This is a genomic window from Pedobacter sp. (assembly GCF_039594775.1).
Lineage (GTDB): Bacteria > Bacteroidota > Bacteroidia > Sphingobacteriales > Sphingobacteriaceae > Pedobacter.
On sequence record NZ_JBCNMT010000006.1, the window covers coordinates 184,941 to 201,429 of the forward strand.

Genomic DNA, 16,489 nt, shown 5'->3' on the forward strand with positions numbered 1-16,489 from the left:
CGTATGAAAAGCTTTACTCAAAACCTTAAGATTGTAATGAATTTTTTTCCATATTTAATTAGAAAAATATATTTTCGTGTCTGAATATCAAACAAATAAACATGGAAAAAACATTTCGGGCGCTAAGAAACACAATTGTTCTTAGCGCTTTTTTATTGCCATTTAATTTGATGGCACAAGATGAGGTTGGTGGCGTTTTTAAGGGAACTCCAGCGGATGCCGGTAAATTAGCTGGCGCTTACCTCTTACCTGCAACTACTGGATTTGGTTTAGGGTTAAACTCAATGTGGTACAGTTCAGCAAAAGCTAAAAATTTCTTACGTTTTGATTTAAGGATTACCGCTTCTGCCGCTTTCGTTCCTGCAAAGGATAAAACATTTGATGTTACTAAATTAGGTCTCACTAGCATGGCTCCAGTAGCTGGCGCTAATGTAAACTCTCCTACTATTGCCGGGCCAGAACAAGATGGCACCAGAATGCAGGTAGGCAATGATCCTAGCAAGCAGTTTAACTTACCTGAAGGTATTGGCGTTGGTGTAGTACCAGCCCCTCAGGTGCAATTAACTATGGGTCTTCCAAAAAACATTGACATCTCTGTACGTTACACCCCAACCATTGACCTTAGTGATTTTGGCAAAGTTGATCTTTTTGGTGTAGGTGCTAAAGTAGAGGTACTACCTTTAGTATTAGGTAAAACAGGTAAAATACTGCCTTTTGATTTAGCAGTGGCCTTTGGTTATACCCAATTAAAATGGAATATTCCTTTGGAAGTAGGCCAAAATCCTGATCCAAACCAAAATATTGATGTAAAACTGAAAGGGGTTAGTGTAGATGCCATCATTTCTAAAAAACTATCGGTATTTACACCATTCTTTAGCCTTGGTTACAACAAATCTAATACTCACATTAGAGCATTAGGTACTTACAGCTTTGATGATACCGACCCTAGTAAAACTTATACCAATCCATTTGCAATCAAAAATACTGACGTAAGTGGTGCAAAAGCCTCTCTAGGTTTTCAATTACAGTTGGCATTCTTCAGACTTTATGGAGCATACACTCAAGCTAAATACAGCTACGTAAATGCTGGTATTGGCTTTGGGATAGGAAATTAAAATTTTCAAAAAAGCATAAAAAAGCTTCTCTTTGGGGAAGCTTTTTTATTTTATGCTGTTGCCAAGTCCTATACACGAAATTTCCTTTCGAGGGAAATCTATTTTTGTTAAAAGAGATGACCTGATCGACCCTTTCGTTTCGGGCAATAAATGGCGTAAGCTGAAATACATCCTTCAAGATGCTGCTGACAAAAACAAAAAGCATATCGTCACTTTTGGAGGGGCTTACTCCAATCATTTGCTAGCTACCGCAGCCATTACCGCTAAAAAACATTTAAAAGCTACCGCATTTGTACGCGGCGAAGAAGTGAGCAACCCTATGCTTGCTTTATGTAAACTTTTCGGCATGCAGCTTCATTTTGTTGATAGAGAAAGTTATAAGAACAAAAAAGCCCTATTTGAACAACATTACTCAAACGACAGCAATGCTTATTTTGTAGACGAAGGTGGTGCAAGTAAAGAAGCTGTTGTAGGCTGCGAGGAAATTATTGATGAGCTGCAAGAAAGTTTCGACCATATATTTTGTGCCGCGGGAACCGGAACTACGGCTACCGGGCTACTAAAAGGCATCAACAAACATCAAATGCAAACGCAACTTCATGTTGTTCCGGTTTTAAAGGGAGGCGATTTTATGAGGGACGAAATGGCAATCTATGAAAGTAATTTTTCCAAATTACATCTACATATAGATTATCACTTTGGCGGTTATGCCAAAACAACACCTGAACTTATTGCATTCATTAAAGACTTTACCAGCAGCACCGGCATTTTATTAGATCCAATTTATACAGGTAAAATGTGCTATGCCATTTTCGATTTAATGGAAAGGGGAATCATTAAAAAAGATGCTAAAATACTGATGCTCCACACGGGCGGAATTTTCGGAATTTTGGGAAAAATTGACCAGTTTAGCTAAATTTTATAAAAATATTTTTTCCACATTTTTTAATTTCTGTTGAAGTTTCAGGTAAAAACCAAGTTTAAACAGTTTAAACCTAGTTTTTGAACTCAGAGTTCAAAAACCGCCTAAATTTGATAATTTGGCCTATTTATCTAAATTTGGCTTATACCAAAACTTAAATTTATGTATCAACTAAGTGTTTCCCCTAGTGAGGTTAAACAAGCTCTTAAAAAACATATTCTTGCCGATGGTTATGATCTTACCTATGACATGGAAAAAAGTAACGGGGCCTATATTTACGATTCGAAATACGATCGCAAACTACTAGATTTCTTTACTTGCTTTGCTTCGGTTCCCTTGGGCTACAACCACCCAAAAATGATCAATGATGAAGCCTTTAAACATAACTTGTTATTAGCTGCATTGGCAAACCCATCTAATTCAGATGTTTACACCCAGCAATATGCCGAATTTGTAAAAACTTTCTCCAGAGTAGGAATACCAGATTATTTGCCACATGCTTTTTTTATTGCAGGAGGAGCGCTAGCGATAGAAAATGCCCTAAAAGTAGCCATGGACTGGAAAGTTCAGAAAAATTTCAAAAAAGGGTACAAAGAAGAAAAAGGCTTCAAAGTACTCCACTTTGAAAAAGCTTTCCATGGCCGCAGCGGCTACACCTTAAGCTTAACCAATACCTTGCCAGATAAAACTAAATGGTTTGCCAAGTTTGATTGGCCAAGGGTAAGTACTCCACAAGTTAAATTTCCTTTAACTGGTGATAATTTAACGTTAGCTCAGGAAACCGAAGCTACTTCTATTGCTCAAATCAAACAAGCTTTCGCTGATAATAAGGATGACATTTGTGCTATCATTATTGAACCAATTCAGTCTGAAGGTGGCGACAACCATATCAGAGAAGAGTTTTTGATTCAACTTCGCCAATTGGCAGATGAAAATGAAGCCTTCCTGATTTATGATGAAGTGCAAACCGGTGTAGGTTTAACAGGGAAATTTTGGTGCCATCAACATTTCAGTGAAAAGGCCAGACCAGATATTATCTCTTTTGGTAAAAAAATGCAAATCTGCGGCATTTTGGTTGGCAACAAGGTTGATGAAATTGAAGGTAACGTTTTCAATGTACCATCTCGTATCAATTCAACTTGGGGCGGAAACTTAGTGGACATGGTACGCTCTACGCAAATTTTAAGTATTGTTGAAGAGGACAAGCTCTGCGACAATGCTAATAACATAGGTGAATATCTTAAAAACCAGTTACAAACACTTGCCAATGAACACGAGAAGATAAGCAATGTACGTGGCAAAGGCTTATTGTGCGCTTTTGACTTTCCAGAAAAAGAAATGCGCAACAAATTCATCGAAAAAGGCATGGACCATAATGTAATGTTTTTAGGTTGCGGCAATCAAACCATCCGCTTTAGACCAGCACTTTGCATTGAAAAACAACATATTGATGAAGGCATTGAAGTAATGCGCAAAATACTTCCAACGCTTTAACCTTAAAAAAGCAAAAGGCTGCCTAATTTAATAGGCAGCCTTTTATTTTTCCTGACTTACCCATAACAAAACAAGTTCTTATTTGAACTAATTTCGAAACATGAAAAAAATCGGAATTGCATTGCTCGTTATTGCCCTCGTTGGTTGGATGCTTAAAGATACCTTTACGCAATCGGGCATTGAAGACCTGAAAGGTGGATTTAAAGAAATTGCCAGCTATCGAAATGAAAACAATACTGGCCCGGTGCAACGCATTTACGTTGTTACTGTAAAGGACTCCACAGGTGCTCAATTGCAAGACTATGGAAACCTAATGCCGCACAATAAATATGGCAACACCAAGGTATATTACTTTTTAGAAGGAAATAATGTACCTACCAAGCTCTCTCCTGGCGCTGTTAATTTTGATGTAAGTTTCAACCAAAATTGCTTTGCACTTTACGAAAAAAGTGCCATGGGAAATGTTGGATTGGTCAGATGGCCATTTAAATAGGAAACCCAGACTTACGAAGTTTTCGGAACTTAGTAAGTCTAAGTAACACACCTAAACAAAAGCTGAAAAACCGGTAATTGCTCTGCCTACAATCAAGGTATTGATTTCTTTGGTACCCTCGTAAGAATAAATGGCTTCGGCATCGGCCACAAAACGAGCAACATTATACTCCAATAAAATCCCATTGCCACCCATTACCTCTCTTGCTTTGCTCACCACATCTCTGGTGCGAAGCGAACAGAATACTTTGGCCAGAGAAGCATGTTCATCTTTAAGTAGACCTTGATCTTGCAGTTGTGACAGGCGGAAACAAAGTGTTTGCATAGCCGTTAGGTTCGACAGCATTTCTACCAAATGATTTTGTATCAATTGGAAAGATGCGATTGGCTTTCCAAACTGCTTGCGAGTTCGGGTATAATCAAGCGCATTTTCATAAGCCCCGCGGGCACAGCCTACCGCTTGCCAGGCTACACCTGCCCTAGTCATTTGCAATACCTTTGCCGTATCTTTAAATGAATTAGCATTTTGCAAGCGATCGCTCTCTGCAATTTTACAATTGGTTAAAGTGATCAAACCATTTTGAACAATACGCAGGGCCATTTTATTTTCCATTTTTTCTACGGCAAACCCTGGATTATCTTTTTTTACAATAAATCCTTTTACTTCACCACCATCTTCATCACGAGCCCAGATGATCAAAATGTCGGCAAATGTCGCATTCCCTATCCATTTCTTTTGGCCATTTAGTACCCATTCGTCGCCAATCTTTTTACAGGTAGTTGTTAACCCGCCAGCCGCAGCCGACCCTACTTCTGGTTCTGTTAAACCAAAGGCACCAATCACCTCAAACTTCTGCATTAACGGCAACCACTTTTGCTTTTGCTCTTCAGAACCACAAATATAGATAGAGCCCATGGCCAAGCCACTTTGAACCCCAAAAAAGGTAGAAAGCGAAGTATCAATTCGAGCCATTTCCATCGCTAAAATCCCTTCCATTAAATTAGATTTACCCGGACAGCCATAACCTTTATAGGTTAAGCCACAAATGTTAAGCTCCGCAAGTTTAGGAATGATTTCGAAAGGAAATTCGGCCCGGTTCCAGTAATGATTGACAATAGGTTTTACCTCTTTCTCCAGAAAAGCACGAACTTTTAACTGTAATGCCCTATCTTCTTCATTTAAAGCTTCCTCGCCCAAATGATAAAAATCGCCTTCTATGGGAGGTAATTCCTTTTTACGAGAATTGCCACCCATCATTTTCATCATGCCCTGAAGTTGTTTATCGTCGAGACTAGAAATGGTCTCTACCATTTTGGGCAGGTCCACTTTTTTGGAAAGCGCATCCAGTTTCTGGAAATCTACACTTTTAAAGAGTTGATAGGCGTTTTTTAAAGAGGAAAATAGATTGGCCATTTTTTTAGGTTTAAAATAGAAAGTTAAAGTCAAAAACGGAATGACTTATGTTAGCTAAATTTAAAACACGAAATGGCCAAAATTGTTGGCTTTTGTAGGATTACTATCGTAAATCAAACAAATTATCTACTCCCAAAAGTTTTCTAGAAGTAAACCCTTCGCCATACTCTGCACCTATATTTTTACCCATTTCTCTTGCCCTTGCAATTACAGACTGTAGAAACCCTGGGGTAGAAATGTAAGTTTGAGGCTCATCTTCACTTGGACTGTCAAACTGGGTTTTGAAAGCCCTAATGGCCGCAATTTTCTGTTCCATTTGCTCAGAAATATCCACAATGATATCCGGCTTAATATAGGTATCTTGGATATACTGAAGCACCAAGCGAGGCCGCCAAGGCTGTTGCTCAACACCATCCACGGTAGTTTGCACTCTTCTTAAACCTGAAAGAAAAATGGCATCGTTTGCCAGTTCAGATGCTCTACCATGATCTGGATGACGATCATATAGCGCATTAGTCAAAATAATTTCAGGTTGGTACTTACGCACCATTTTCACTACCTCTAATTGGTGCTCTTCATCATTTTTAAAGAACCCATCTCTAATTTTAATATTTTCCCGAGCATGTAGCCCCATAATCTTGGAAGAAGCTTCAGCTTCGGCAGCACGAGTTTCAATGGTCCCCCTAGTTCCTAGTTCTCCTTGTGTAAAATCAACAATCCCTACCTTTTTTCCCTGTGCAATATGTTTAATAATGGAGCCAGAACATCCCAATTCCGCATCGTCGGGGTGTACGGCCAAAACCAGTAAATCTAATTTCATATGATTAATTTTGAATGAGTGAATTTTGAATGAGTGAATGACATTTTATAATTCTATCACTTACCCGCTCCATCATTTTCTCATTGCTCGTTTAAAAGACGTTGAATTTTTTTCTTCACTTTAGAAGAAGTTGGCTTAGTGAAAGGATAAAAATACTCCACTACTTCGCCCTTTTTATTGATTAGATATTTATGGAAATTCCAACGCGGCGTAGAAGTTAAATTTCCATTCAGTTTCTTGTCTGCCAAGAACTTGAATAAAGGATGTGCTTCCTTACCCCGCACCATGATTTTATCGAATATGGGGAACTGCACGCCGTAATTCACTTCGCAAAACTCATTAATGGCCTTACCGTCCAAAGGTTCCTGCTTACCAAAATCATTGGAAGGGAAACCTAAAATCTCAAAGTCCTGACCAGAAAATTCCTCTCGAATTTGCTGTAGATCTTTTAATTGGGGTGTGAAACCACAACCAGATGCAGTGTTCACAATCAACAATACTTTGCCGTTATAGTCGGCCAAGTTTTTTTCTGTTCCATTGATAAGGCGGGCCTTAAACGGATACACTGTTGGTTTTAAATTCATCTTCTCAAACTTACTGATAGTAGCCGGAGCCTCTAATAATGGATTCGATATCTCTATCTTCTTGAACGCTGTAGGTATTTTTTAAATTATGGCCTACTACTCTTGCAACCAGTTGATATGAAAAAGCGGCAAACTTACCTTTGGTTTGCTTCACAATATCATAAGTGGTTCTTCCTACTTCTCTATCAATTAATTTAGTTAATATTTGTCCTTGGGTAATGGTTAATTCCTTGATTTCGGTATTAAACATTTTCTTTATTTCATTGTCACATTCTTTGATCAAACGCTTTTGTTCCTTTTTATCGGCAACTAATGCCAAATCGCGTTCTAACTTTTCATATCTGCGCTTGGCAAACAATGCATAAGGCATCACTTTTAGCACATTGTACCTCAATCTATTGTAAGCCATCTGCTCTTGTGGAGACTTCCAGATACGTTGTCCTATGATCACTACTTCATTTAGGCCAATCCACGGAATCATATATCCGCCATCATTGGTGGCCGCTACCTTAATGGTATCGTTTTTGCCCAACTTTGGCCAAATAGCTTTTGCCGTGCTGTCTTGAGCTTTTGCGCTAAAACCAGCAATGATGACAATTGAAAGAGCAAAAAAACGATAAAATTTCATAAATTTATGCCTGTTCAAAGTTAAGGCTATTTTTACTTATTCGCTTTAACTACAACCCAATATAGCATTTTATAGTTTAATTACGGTATAATTTTACCTAGAAAATACAAATGAAGAACGCATTAGTGATAGACTTAGAAGCCGAGAAAAAAGAAATACTTAAAAGGTACAGAGCACTGCTACGCGCCTGTAAATCAACACTTCAGAGGGGCGACAAAAAAGAGATCCGTAAGGCTTTCGACATGGCTTTAGAAAGCCATAAAGACATGCGTCGTAAATCTGGCGAGCCATACATCTATCATCCCATTGCAGTGGCACAAATTGCAGCAGAAGAAATTGGGTTAGGTACTACTTCAATTGTTTGTGCCCTTTTGCACGATGTAGTAGAGGATACCGACATTACCCTAGAAGATATTGAACGTGAGTTTGGCAAAAAAACGGCCAAAATCATTGATGGATTGACCAAAATATCAGGTGTTTTTGACACCAATAGCTCTCTGCAAGCGGAGAATTTCAGAAAAATGCTACTTACTCTTGCAGATGATGTAAGGGTGATCTTGATCAAATTAGCAGACAGGCTGCACAACATGCGTACGATGGATTTTATGCCTCGCCATAAGCAGTTGAAAATTGCTTCCGAAACCATTTATCTGTATGCTCCATTAGCACACCGTTTGGGCCTTTACGCTATTAAATCAGAACTGGAAGATCTGGCCATGAAATATTTGGAGCCCGACACCTATAAGTACATCGCGACCCAACTTAATGAGAAAAAGGCAGAAAGAAATGCATTCATTAAGGCCTTTGTTGAACCTATCAATGATATTTTGGCAGAACAAGGGCTTGTAGCTAATGTTTACGGCCGTCCAAAGTCTATCCATTCGATATGGAACAAGATGAAGAAAAAGAACATTCCTTTCGAAGAGGTATATGATCTTTTTGCTATCAGAATTATCTTGGATAGTCCACCAGAAAGTGAAAAAGCCGATTGTTGGAAAGCTTATTCAATTGTGACCGATTTATACCGTCCTAACCCTGATCGTTTGCGAGACTGGGTTTCTTCTCCAAAAGGTAATGGATACGAATCCCTGCACACCACGGTAATGGGACCTAAAGGACAATGGGTTGAGGTACAAATACGTACGCAACGGATGAACGAAATTGCCGAAAAAGGTTTTGCCGCCCACTGGAAATACAAAGAAAGCACCAATGACAATGGCCTCGACCAATGGATCCAAAAGGTAAGGGAAATGCTAAGCAATCCAGAATCCAACGCATTGGATTTCTTGGACGACTTTAAAATGAACCTTTTCTCTGATGAGATTTTCATTTTTACACCAAAAGGTGCTTTGCTACAGCTCCCATTGGGCGCTACAGCCTTAGATTTTGCATTTGAGATCCATACGGATATTGGCGCTAAATGTATTGGTGCTAAAGTAAACCACAAATTAGTTCCACTTTCGTATAAACTACAAAATGGCGATCAAGTAGAAATCATTACTTCGAGCAAGCAAACGCCAAAAGAAGATTGGCTGAACATTGTAGTTACGGCAAAAGCTAAGTCGAAAATCAAATCTTCCCTAAAAGAAGAGAAGCGCAAAATTGCCGAAGAAGGAAAAGAGTTGTTGGAACGTAAATTGAAGTCTCTTAAAATCACTTACAACACTGACAATCTGAATAAAATAAGCTATTTCTTTAAACTACAGTCTACTCAAGATTTGTTTATTGCGGTAGCACTGGGCAAAATTGAACTTAAAGACCTAAGGGAATATGTAGCCAGCGAAAAAGAAATTGAGAACAGGGGTACCGAAAAAGTTAGCGACAATGAGCGTATAGACGCTTTATTGAAAAAAGTAAAAGGCCCCGAATCAGACATCCTCTTAATTGGTGAGGACCTTCAGAAAATTGATTACACCTTGGCCGCCTGCTGTAATCCTATTCCTGGTGATGATGTTTTTGGATTTGTAACGGTTAATGAAGGAATTAAAATACACCGCACCAATTGTCCAAATGCCGCTCAATTGATGGCTAATTATGGCTATCGTGTAGTGAAAGCCAAATGGAACCGTCAGCATGAATTGACTTTCTTAACAGGATTACACATTGTAGGCATTGATGATGTAGGCTTGATCAACAACATTACTAAAGTAATTTCCAACGATTTCAAAGTAAACATGCGCTCTATTACGGTTGATACCAATGATGGTATTTTTGATGGCTCTATCAAGGTATTTGTGAACGACAAAGAGCATTTGGACAACCTCATTAAAAACCTATTGGAAGTAAAAGGCGTTACGGGAGTTACCAGATTTGATGCTTAAAAAGTAGCTAGAGTTACTAGTAGTTAGTTGTTAGGGACTATAAAGGAGACTTACGAAGTTTTAAAAACTCCGTAAGTCTTTTTTCGTCAAAACAATTTAACAATAACGCAATTTATCAACATAAATCCCTCAAATCGTTTAATGTGTGAAATCAAATAGTTACCTTTGAGTGGAGTTTAAAAACTATGTCTGAACAGAACACAAGCGAGTTGGTAAGAAAGATTTTCGAAGCCTATCTCGAAAATAAAAACTTAAGAAAAACCCCTGAGCGTTTCGCTATTTTAGAAGAAATCTATTCAAGAGACGACCATTTTGATGTGGAAACCCTTTATATCCACATGAAAAACCAAAAGTACCGTGTAAGTAGAGCAACAGTTTACAACACATTGGAATTACTGGTTTCATGTGATTTGGTGACCAAACATCAATTTGGTAAAAACATGGCACAATTTGAAAAATCGTATGGTTATCATCAGCATGACCACGTGATTTGTATTGATTGTGGTAAAGTAGTAGAATTTTGCGATCCACGTATTGGTCAAATCCAAAGCATGGTTGGCGATCTTTTAAAATTCGACATCAAACACCATTCTTTAAACCTTTACGGAGTATGTTTTGATTGCAGTGCTGCTGCAACCATCAAAAACAAAGCACAAAACTAATTAATCACATATAACCAATCTTATTCTCTTAATTTAACATAATGACGCAAGTAGATGTACTACTAGGCCTGCAATGGGGCGATGAAGGTAAAGGAAAAATTGTTGACGTTCTTAGCCCGCAATACGATTTAATTGCCCGTTTTCAAGGCGGACCAAACGCTGGACATACGCTAGAATTTGACGGCAAAAAATTTGTCCTGAATACCATCCCTTCTGGGATTTTCAATGAAAAAACCATGAACCTTATTGGTAATGGCGTAGTTATTGACCCAATCATTTTAAAAAGAGAATTAGACAATTTAAAAGCCGCTGGACACGACCCAGTAGGTGCCGGAAAATTAGTATTGGCCCGTAAAGCTCACTTAATTCTACCTACTCACCAATTATTGGATGCTGCAAATGAGCAGAAAATGGGTGCAGGTAAAATTGGCTCTACCCTAAAAGGCATTGGTCCTACTTATATGGACAAAACTGGCCGTAATGGTATCCGTGTTGGCGATACGACTTTGCCAGATTTCAAGGAAAGATATGAGAAACTGGTACAAAAACATAAAGAAATACTTTCTCATTACGAGTTTGAATACGATCTAACAGAAAAAGAAGCAGCATTTTTTGAAGCTATTGAGTTCATCAAGTCTATTCCACATGTAGATAGTGAACATTTTGTAAACGGCTACTTAAAAGAAGGCAAGAAAGTATTAGCAGAAGGTGCCCAAGGCACCCTATTGGATGTTGATTTTGGTTCATATCCATTTGTAACCTCATCTAACACAACTACCGCTGGTGCATGTACTGGTTTAGGTATTGCCCCTAATAAAGTTGGCGATGTTTATGGCATCTTTAAAGCTTATTGCACCAGAGTTGGTGGCGGCCCATTCCCTACCGAGTTATTTGATGAAACCGGAGAAACTTTACGTGCAGTAGGCCATGAATTTGGCGCAACTACGGGCAGGGCTCGCCGTTGTGGTTGGATTGATATCCCTGCGTTAAAATATGCCATCATGTTAAATGGTGTGACTGAATTAATTATGATGAAAGCAGACGTTTTAGATGGTTTTGATACCATTTACGCTTGTACGCATTACGAGCACGATGAGAAAACCATCGACTACATGCCGTATGACATCATCACTGTACAACCAAAACCAGTATTGAAAGCAATTGAAGGCTGGAAAACTGACCTAACAAAGATTACTTCATTAGATCAAATCCCCGCTCAGCTAACATCTTATATTGAATTTTTAGAAAAAGAGCTAGAAGTATCAATCAAATACTTATCAGTTGGCCCGGACAGAACACAAACGTTAACTTTAAAATAGAAAAAAGTTGATTTTCATAAAAAATCCCGTTGCTAATTACAACGGGATTTTTTGTTTATTCATCATCCAAAAGGGTCACACAAGCACCTTCCATGGTTTTCAACCGATTAGGCAAGCCGGCGATCGACTGTTGGTCTTTGATACTGTAAATTAGTCACTTGTTTAGAACTAAGTTGATCTTGTTGTTGCAACAGCGCCTTCATTTTTGCAATATTCTCCGCACTGCCCTTGGCAGTTCTGTAGACCGTAAAATTCCGGTAGCCTTCTTTAGCGGGATTTTGCGCATTGGCCATAAACGCAGTACCAAACAAAATACAAAGCGTTAACATTTTTTTCCTCATAAATTGGATTAATAATTGACTTGCCAAGATATTAATTCCAAATATTAACCATGCTTCATTTAACATTTTTAACTTTGCGATATAAAGATGAGCCCAGACCAAATTCAGGTTTTTAAACAGAAAGCACTACAATACGCCGCTAATTTTGAAGTTTGCAGCTATTTAGATTCGCACAATTACTCCGATAGATATGGCAAGCACGACTGCTTAATTGCTTTTGGAGCAAAAGAAGAATTGTCTGTTTGCACTGGACAGGCCTTTTCGGACTTAAAAGCCTTTGTAAATGAACATAGAGATTGGATGTTTGGTTTACTTAGTTACGACCTTAAAAATGAAGTAGAGGCATTAGAAACTCCAAAAACAGATTTACTGAACTTTCCTGATTTATATTTTTTCGTCCCTCAATACCTTATTTCAATTAGTAAAAATCAGATCAATGTTCTTAAAGGAGATAAAGCTCTTGTAGATAAGATTCTTCAACTTAAAATAGAAGAAGAGCCACCGACAGTACCTGTAAACATCAAAAGTAGATTAAGCAAACAAGCTTATCTAGACCAGCTAGAAAGTATCAAACAGCACATCAAACGTGGCGACGTCTATGAAATGAATTTTTGCCAAGAATTTTTTGATGACCATGCCGAAATAAACCCTTCATCAATATACAATAAACTAAAAGAGGTTTCACCTACCCCTTTTTCTGGCTTCTTCAAGATTCAAGATAGGTTTGTTTTATCGGCTACACCAGAAAGATTTTTAGCGAAAAACGGCAATCAACTTACATCGCAGCCCATTAAAGGCACTGCTAAAAGAAGCGAAAACCCAAAAGAGGACAGCCAAATCAAAACCGCACTCAGAAACAGCGAAAAAGAAAAAGCCGAAAATGTGATGATTGTAGACCTCGTTAGAAATGACTTAACTAAAAGCGCGGTAAAAGGGAGTGTAAAAGTTGATGAACTTTTTGGTATTTACAGCTTTCCACAAGTACATCAAATGATTTCGAGTATTAGCTGCGAGCTATCACCCGATGTACATTTTGTAGATGCCATTAAAAACACTTTTCCCATGGGCTCCATGACAGGTGCACCAAAACTACGTGCTATGCAGCTGATTGACCAATATGAAGTAAGCAAGCGCGGCGTTTATTCGGGTTCTTTAGGCTACATTACTCCTAGCGGCGATTTTGACTTCAATGTGGTGATCAGGAGCATCCTTTACAATTCCACCAATAAATATCTTTCTTTTCAGGTGGGAGGAGCAATTACCTATCAATCGGATAGCGAAAAAGAATATGAAGAATGCCTACTCAAAGCTTCGGCAATGATGAGTGTGCTTTCTAACAATTAGTGGTTAATTCCCGATTTCCCAAAAGAAAAAGGTTTAAAGCCTGAAATATAAATTATTCAGACTTTAAACCTTAAACCTAATATCTTATACTTAATTTCTATTTTCCTTTATAGTATTTCATCGCCTCTGGCAAATCTTTCTGAATTTGTGCAATACGGGCTTGGTCAGTAGGGTGAGTGCTTAAAAAAGCCGGTGGTTTTTGAGAGCCTGAACTTGCTTGGGCCATTCTTTGCCAAAAACCAACTGCATTAGTTGGATTGTAGCCAGCCATTGCCATAAAAGACAAGCCCATTTTATCCGCTTCCAATTCCTGACTTCTTCCATAGCTTAAAATAGTTAGCTGTCCACCTATACCATAAGCCGCATTAATGTACTGTGAATATTTAGAATTAGCAGTAGCAACCCCCACTGCAGCACCTAAACCTTGCGCAACGGTCATTTGCGATGCTCTTTCAGCAGAGTGTTGTGCAATAGCATGGGCCACTTCATGCCCCATAACGGTAGCCAAACCAGCTTCATCCTTTGTTACCGGCAAAATACCTGTATAAACAGCAATTTTACCACCCGGCATACACCAAGCATTAATTTCTTTGCTATCAATCAAATTATATTCCCATTTATAATTTTTGATCTGATCTCCATAACCATTCTGGTTCATATATTGAGTAACCGCCGCTGCTATTTTTTGCCCAACACGTTTCACCATAGCTGCGTTGGCATTACCTGAGGCAACCACTTTGGTTTGGGGATCACTCAACAATTGCGCATAACCAATGGCGGCCTGTTGCTGCAATTGGCTATCATCTACCAAACTTAACCTGCTACGGCCAGTTAAAGGCACTGTAGAGCATGATGAGATGGCAAGTAATGCCGTTGCCACTCCAAAAAGCATTGTTTTTTTCATCTGTTTATATTTATTAATGTGCTACCCATTTTTCGATGGCATGAAGCAATCATAGCCAACACTTGCATAGCAGCAAAAACATAACTTATTAATAGTTGATTTTGTTTTAAAATTTGGCTAAGCCTGTTTTTTCTTAAAAAGATAAACTTTTGATTCTTTCCCTTTAAGTAAACGCTCTATATTTTTTTGGTGCGTAACCAATATCAATACGCAAACACATATGCTATAGAGCACTTCAGCTTTTACCGTGGATTGAAACACAAAAACTGTGCCCAACGGGAAAGTAAATCCAGCACAAATTGAGCTTAGGGAAACATATTTGGAAATTAGCAATACCGTAACGAACACGCTTACACATAATAATGCTGCCCAGGGGTTCACGGCCAAAACCATTCCAAAAAGCGTAGCTACGCCTTTCCCCCCTCTAAAACCGGCAAAAATCGGGAAAAGATGCCCCATTACGGCAATCACGCCCAAGGCCAGTTCATAATTAACAAATTGTGCTGAATATTTAGGCCCTGTAACAGAAAGACCGATCAGATAGGCTAGTTTGGTAGCGGTAAAACCTTTCAAAATATCGATGGTCATTACCACAATACCTGGTTTTTTACCCAAAACCCTAAAAGTGTTGGTAGCACCAGCGTTGCCACTTCCGTACTCCCTTACGTCTACACCGTAAAATGCCTGCCCAAGCCATACTGCTGTAGGAATTGACCCTAAAAGATAGGCTGCAATAAGTGCAGAAATGGAATAGATTGAAATCATTTGTCTACAATGATACTAAAAAAATTGCTTTTGGAAAGTTTACAAATCTCTACCGATTTAAAAAGCTTTTAAACTTAAATCCAAGCTTTTTACCGAATGTGTCAAGGCACCCATAGAGATAAAATCAACACCACAAGCGGCATAATCCGCTACATTTTCTTCTACAATTCCTCCCGAAGCCTCTGTTAAAAACCTTCCATCAATCATCGCTACCGCTTGTTTTAGCAAAGATGGCTCAAAATTATCTAGCATAATTCTGTCTACCCCACCAATACTCAACACCTGCTGCAACTCCTCCAAATTCCTTACTTCTATTTCTATTTGTAGCTTTTTACCGGTACTCTTTAAATAATCGTTGGCTTGCGTAATGGCATTTTTAATTCCGCCAGCGTAATCCACATGGTTATCCTTAATTAAAATCATATCATATAACCCGATACGATGATTTACGCCGCCCCCAATTCTAACTGCCCATTTTTCTAGATATCTCAACCCAGGTGTAGTTTTTCTGGTATCCAACACTTTGGTTTTATACCCTTCTAAACGTTTTACAATTCGATTTGTTTGGGTAGCAATGCCGCTCATACGTTGCATGCAATTAAGCACCAAACGTTCTGCCAATAAGATAGAATGTGTATTGCCACTTACCGTAAAAGCAATATCTCCAGGCTTTATTTCTTGGCCGTCTTGCATTTTAACCTCTACCTTTAGGGTATTATCTATTTGGTTGAAGATCTCTAGCGCAAGCTCAACACCTGCCAAAATACCTTCTTCCTTAACAATTAGCTTAGCTTTACCTTGCGTACCTTGAGGAATAGTAGATAGGGAAGTATGATCACCGTCTCCAACGTCTTCGGCAATCGCATTTTTTATAAATAGATCCGTTAGTTTCTTATCCAATGCTATGTGATTTTGCTACAAAAATAACAAAAAAGCACATCAATAAGGAACTATCTCTCCGGCTCTATCCTCAACTCGGTGATTTGAAAAGCGTTAGAGGACTTTTTCATGGTTACAGTAACCCTGAACTTGTCTGTTTTGGTTATTAAAGACAAAATTGTTAACCGATAATTTGGATTATTACTGAGCTTATGAATAATACTGGACTTATTAGGAGGATTCTTTAGAAAAAAATCCTTAAGAATTTGTTCAGCCTGTGCTCTATTGTAGACATCTTCTTGATCGATAATGATGAGTTCTATAGACGAAGCAAAGCCCTTGGCAATTTCTTTCGAGTTGCCCTGCTTAAAATTCGCTGCCAATTCATCAGCAATATCGCCTTGCATAGCCTCCTGAGGGTGAAAATGCAAAAACATTACCATGAGCGCAAGTATAGATTTAAACATCATCCTTAAAAACTAAAA

The 16,489-nt window shown here is 38.5% G+C and carries 17 protein-coding genes; 8 read left to right on the plus strand and 9 right to left on the minus strand.

Annotation, left to right across the window (positions count from 1 at the left end; all coding sequences use genetic code 11):
- Positions 1-101 precede the first annotated feature (101 nt).
- The 4 genes from ABDV71_RS15295 (at position 102) to ABDV71_RS15310 (ending at position 4,024) form a co-directional block, all read left to right on the plus strand.
- Positions 102-1,115, plus strand: a complete 1,014-nt coding sequence (locus ABDV71_RS15295; protein WP_343534056.1) for a DUF6588 family protein — start codon at positions 102-104, stop codon at positions 1,113-1,115.
- 52 nt (positions 1,116-1,167) lie between these two features.
- Positions 1,168-2,031 carry a pyridoxal-phosphate dependent enzyme gene (locus tag ABDV71_RS15300; RefSeq protein ID WP_343534058.1) on the plus strand — a complete coding sequence of 288 codons (864 nt, stop codon included), beginning with the start codon at positions 1,168-1,170 and terminating at the stop codon, positions 2,029-2,031.
- Between the two features lie 168 nt (positions 2,032-2,199).
- Positions 2,200-3,531, plus strand: coding sequence for an L-lysine 6-transaminase (gene lat / locus ABDV71_RS15305; protein ID WP_343534060.1), 1,332 nt, complete (start codon positions 2,200-2,202; stop codon positions 3,529-3,531).
- Positions 3,532-3,631: 100 nt separating this feature from the next.
- Positions 3,632-4,024 carry a hypothetical protein gene (locus tag ABDV71_RS15310; protein ID WP_343534062.1) on the plus strand — a complete coding sequence of 131 codons (393 nt, stop codon included), beginning with the start codon at positions 3,632-3,634 and terminating at the stop codon, positions 4,022-4,024.
- Positions 4,025-4,075: 51 nt separating this feature from the next.
- On the opposite strand, the gene ABDV71_RS15315 is transcribed toward ABDV71_RS15310, so the two are convergent.
- The 4 genes from ABDV71_RS15315 to ABDV71_RS15330 all read right to left on the minus strand — a co-directional run bounded on the left by ABDV71_RS15315 (position 4,076) and on the right by ABDV71_RS15330 (position 7,469).
- Positions 4,076-5,437, minus strand: coding sequence for an acyl-CoA dehydrogenase family protein (locus tag ABDV71_RS15315; protein ID WP_343534064.1), 1,362 nt, complete (start codon positions 5,435-5,437; stop codon positions 4,076-4,078).
- Between the two features lie 103 nt (positions 5,438-5,540).
- Positions 5,541-6,257 (minus strand): bacillithiol biosynthesis deacetylase BshB1, encoded by a 717-nt coding sequence (bshB1, locus tag ABDV71_RS15320; protein ID WP_343534066.1) that lies wholly within the window; start codon positions 6,255-6,257, stop codon positions 5,541-5,543.
- Positions 6,258-6,337: 80 nt separating this feature from the next.
- Positions 6,338-6,841 (minus strand): glutathione peroxidase, encoded by a 504-nt coding sequence (locus tag ABDV71_RS15325; RefSeq protein WP_343534068.1) that lies wholly within the window; start codon positions 6,839-6,841, stop codon positions 6,338-6,340.
- 10 nt (positions 6,842-6,851) lie between these two features.
- Positions 6,852-7,469 carry a DUF4294 domain-containing protein gene (locus ABDV71_RS15330; protein ID WP_343534070.1) on the minus strand — a complete coding sequence of 206 codons (618 nt, stop codon included), beginning with the start codon at positions 7,467-7,469 and terminating at the stop codon, positions 6,852-6,854.
- A 110-nt stretch (positions 7,470-7,579) separates the two neighbouring features.
- Here ABDV71_RS15330 and ABDV71_RS15335 point away from each other — a divergent pair, with 110 nt between their 5' ends.
- The 3 genes from ABDV71_RS15335 to ABDV71_RS15345 all read left to right on the plus strand — a co-directional run bounded on the left by ABDV71_RS15335 (position 7,580) and on the right by ABDV71_RS15345 (position 11,771).
- Positions 7,580-9,790 (plus strand): bifunctional (p)ppGpp synthetase/guanosine-3',5'-bis(diphosphate) 3'-pyrophosphohydrolase, encoded by a 2,211-nt coding sequence (locus ABDV71_RS15335; RefSeq protein WP_343534072.1) that lies wholly within the window; start codon positions 7,580-7,582, stop codon positions 9,788-9,790.
- Positions 9,791-9,975: 185 nt separating this feature from the next.
- A complete protein-coding gene (locus ABDV71_RS15340) occupies positions 9,976-10,452 on the plus strand; it encodes a transcriptional repressor (RefSeq protein WP_343534074.1) in 477 nt (158 codons plus the stop codon).
- A gap of 41 nt (positions 10,453-10,493) precedes the next feature.
- Positions 10,494-11,771: an adenylosuccinate synthase gene (locus tag ABDV71_RS15345; RefSeq protein ID WP_343534076.1), complete on the plus strand. Its 1,278-nt coding sequence runs from the start codon at positions 10,494-10,496 to the stop codon at positions 11,769-11,771.
- A 107-nt stretch (positions 11,772-11,878) separates the two neighbouring features.
- Here the strand turns inward: ABDV71_RS15345 and ABDV71_RS15350 are convergent, their stop codons facing one another.
- Complete coding sequence (locus ABDV71_RS15350; protein ID WP_343534078.1) at positions 11,879-12,178, minus strand: hypothetical protein; 300 nt, start codon at positions 12,176-12,178, stop codon at positions 11,879-11,881.
- A gap of 21 nt (positions 12,179-12,199) precedes the next feature.
- On the opposite strand from ABDV71_RS15350, the gene ABDV71_RS15355 reads away from it, so the two are divergent.
- Positions 12,200-13,456, plus strand: a complete 1,257-nt coding sequence (locus tag ABDV71_RS15355; protein WP_343534080.1) for an anthranilate synthase component I family protein — start codon at positions 12,200-12,202, stop codon at positions 13,454-13,456.
- A gap of 97 nt (positions 13,457-13,553) precedes the next feature.
- Here ABDV71_RS15355 and ABDV71_RS15360 read toward each other — a convergent pair whose 3' ends face one another.
- From ABDV71_RS15360 to ABDV71_RS15375, 4 genes are all read right to left on the minus strand, one after another.
- The gene (locus ABDV71_RS15360) at positions 13,554-14,360 is read right to left on the minus strand and encodes a M48 family metallopeptidase (RefSeq protein WP_343534082.1); all 807 of its coding nucleotides are present in this window, start codon (positions 14,358-14,360) and stop codon (positions 13,554-13,556) included.
- 117 nt (positions 14,361-14,477) lie between these two features.
- Positions 14,478-15,125, minus strand: coding sequence for a glycerol-3-phosphate 1-O-acyltransferase PlsY (plsY, locus tag ABDV71_RS15365; protein WP_343534084.1), 648 nt, complete (start codon positions 15,123-15,125; stop codon positions 14,478-14,480).
- Positions 15,126-15,182: 57 nt separating this feature from the next.
- Entirely contained in the window at positions 15,183-16,025 is an 843-nt protein-coding gene (gene nadC / locus ABDV71_RS15370; RefSeq protein WP_343534086.1) for a carboxylating nicotinate-nucleotide diphosphorylase, read from the minus strand.
- 50 nt (positions 16,026-16,075) lie between these two features.
- Positions 16,076-16,474, minus strand: a complete 399-nt coding sequence (locus ABDV71_RS15375; protein ID WP_343534088.1) for a DUF4783 domain-containing protein — start codon at positions 16,472-16,474, stop codon at positions 16,076-16,078.
- Positions 16,475-16,489: the final 15 nt, after the last annotated feature.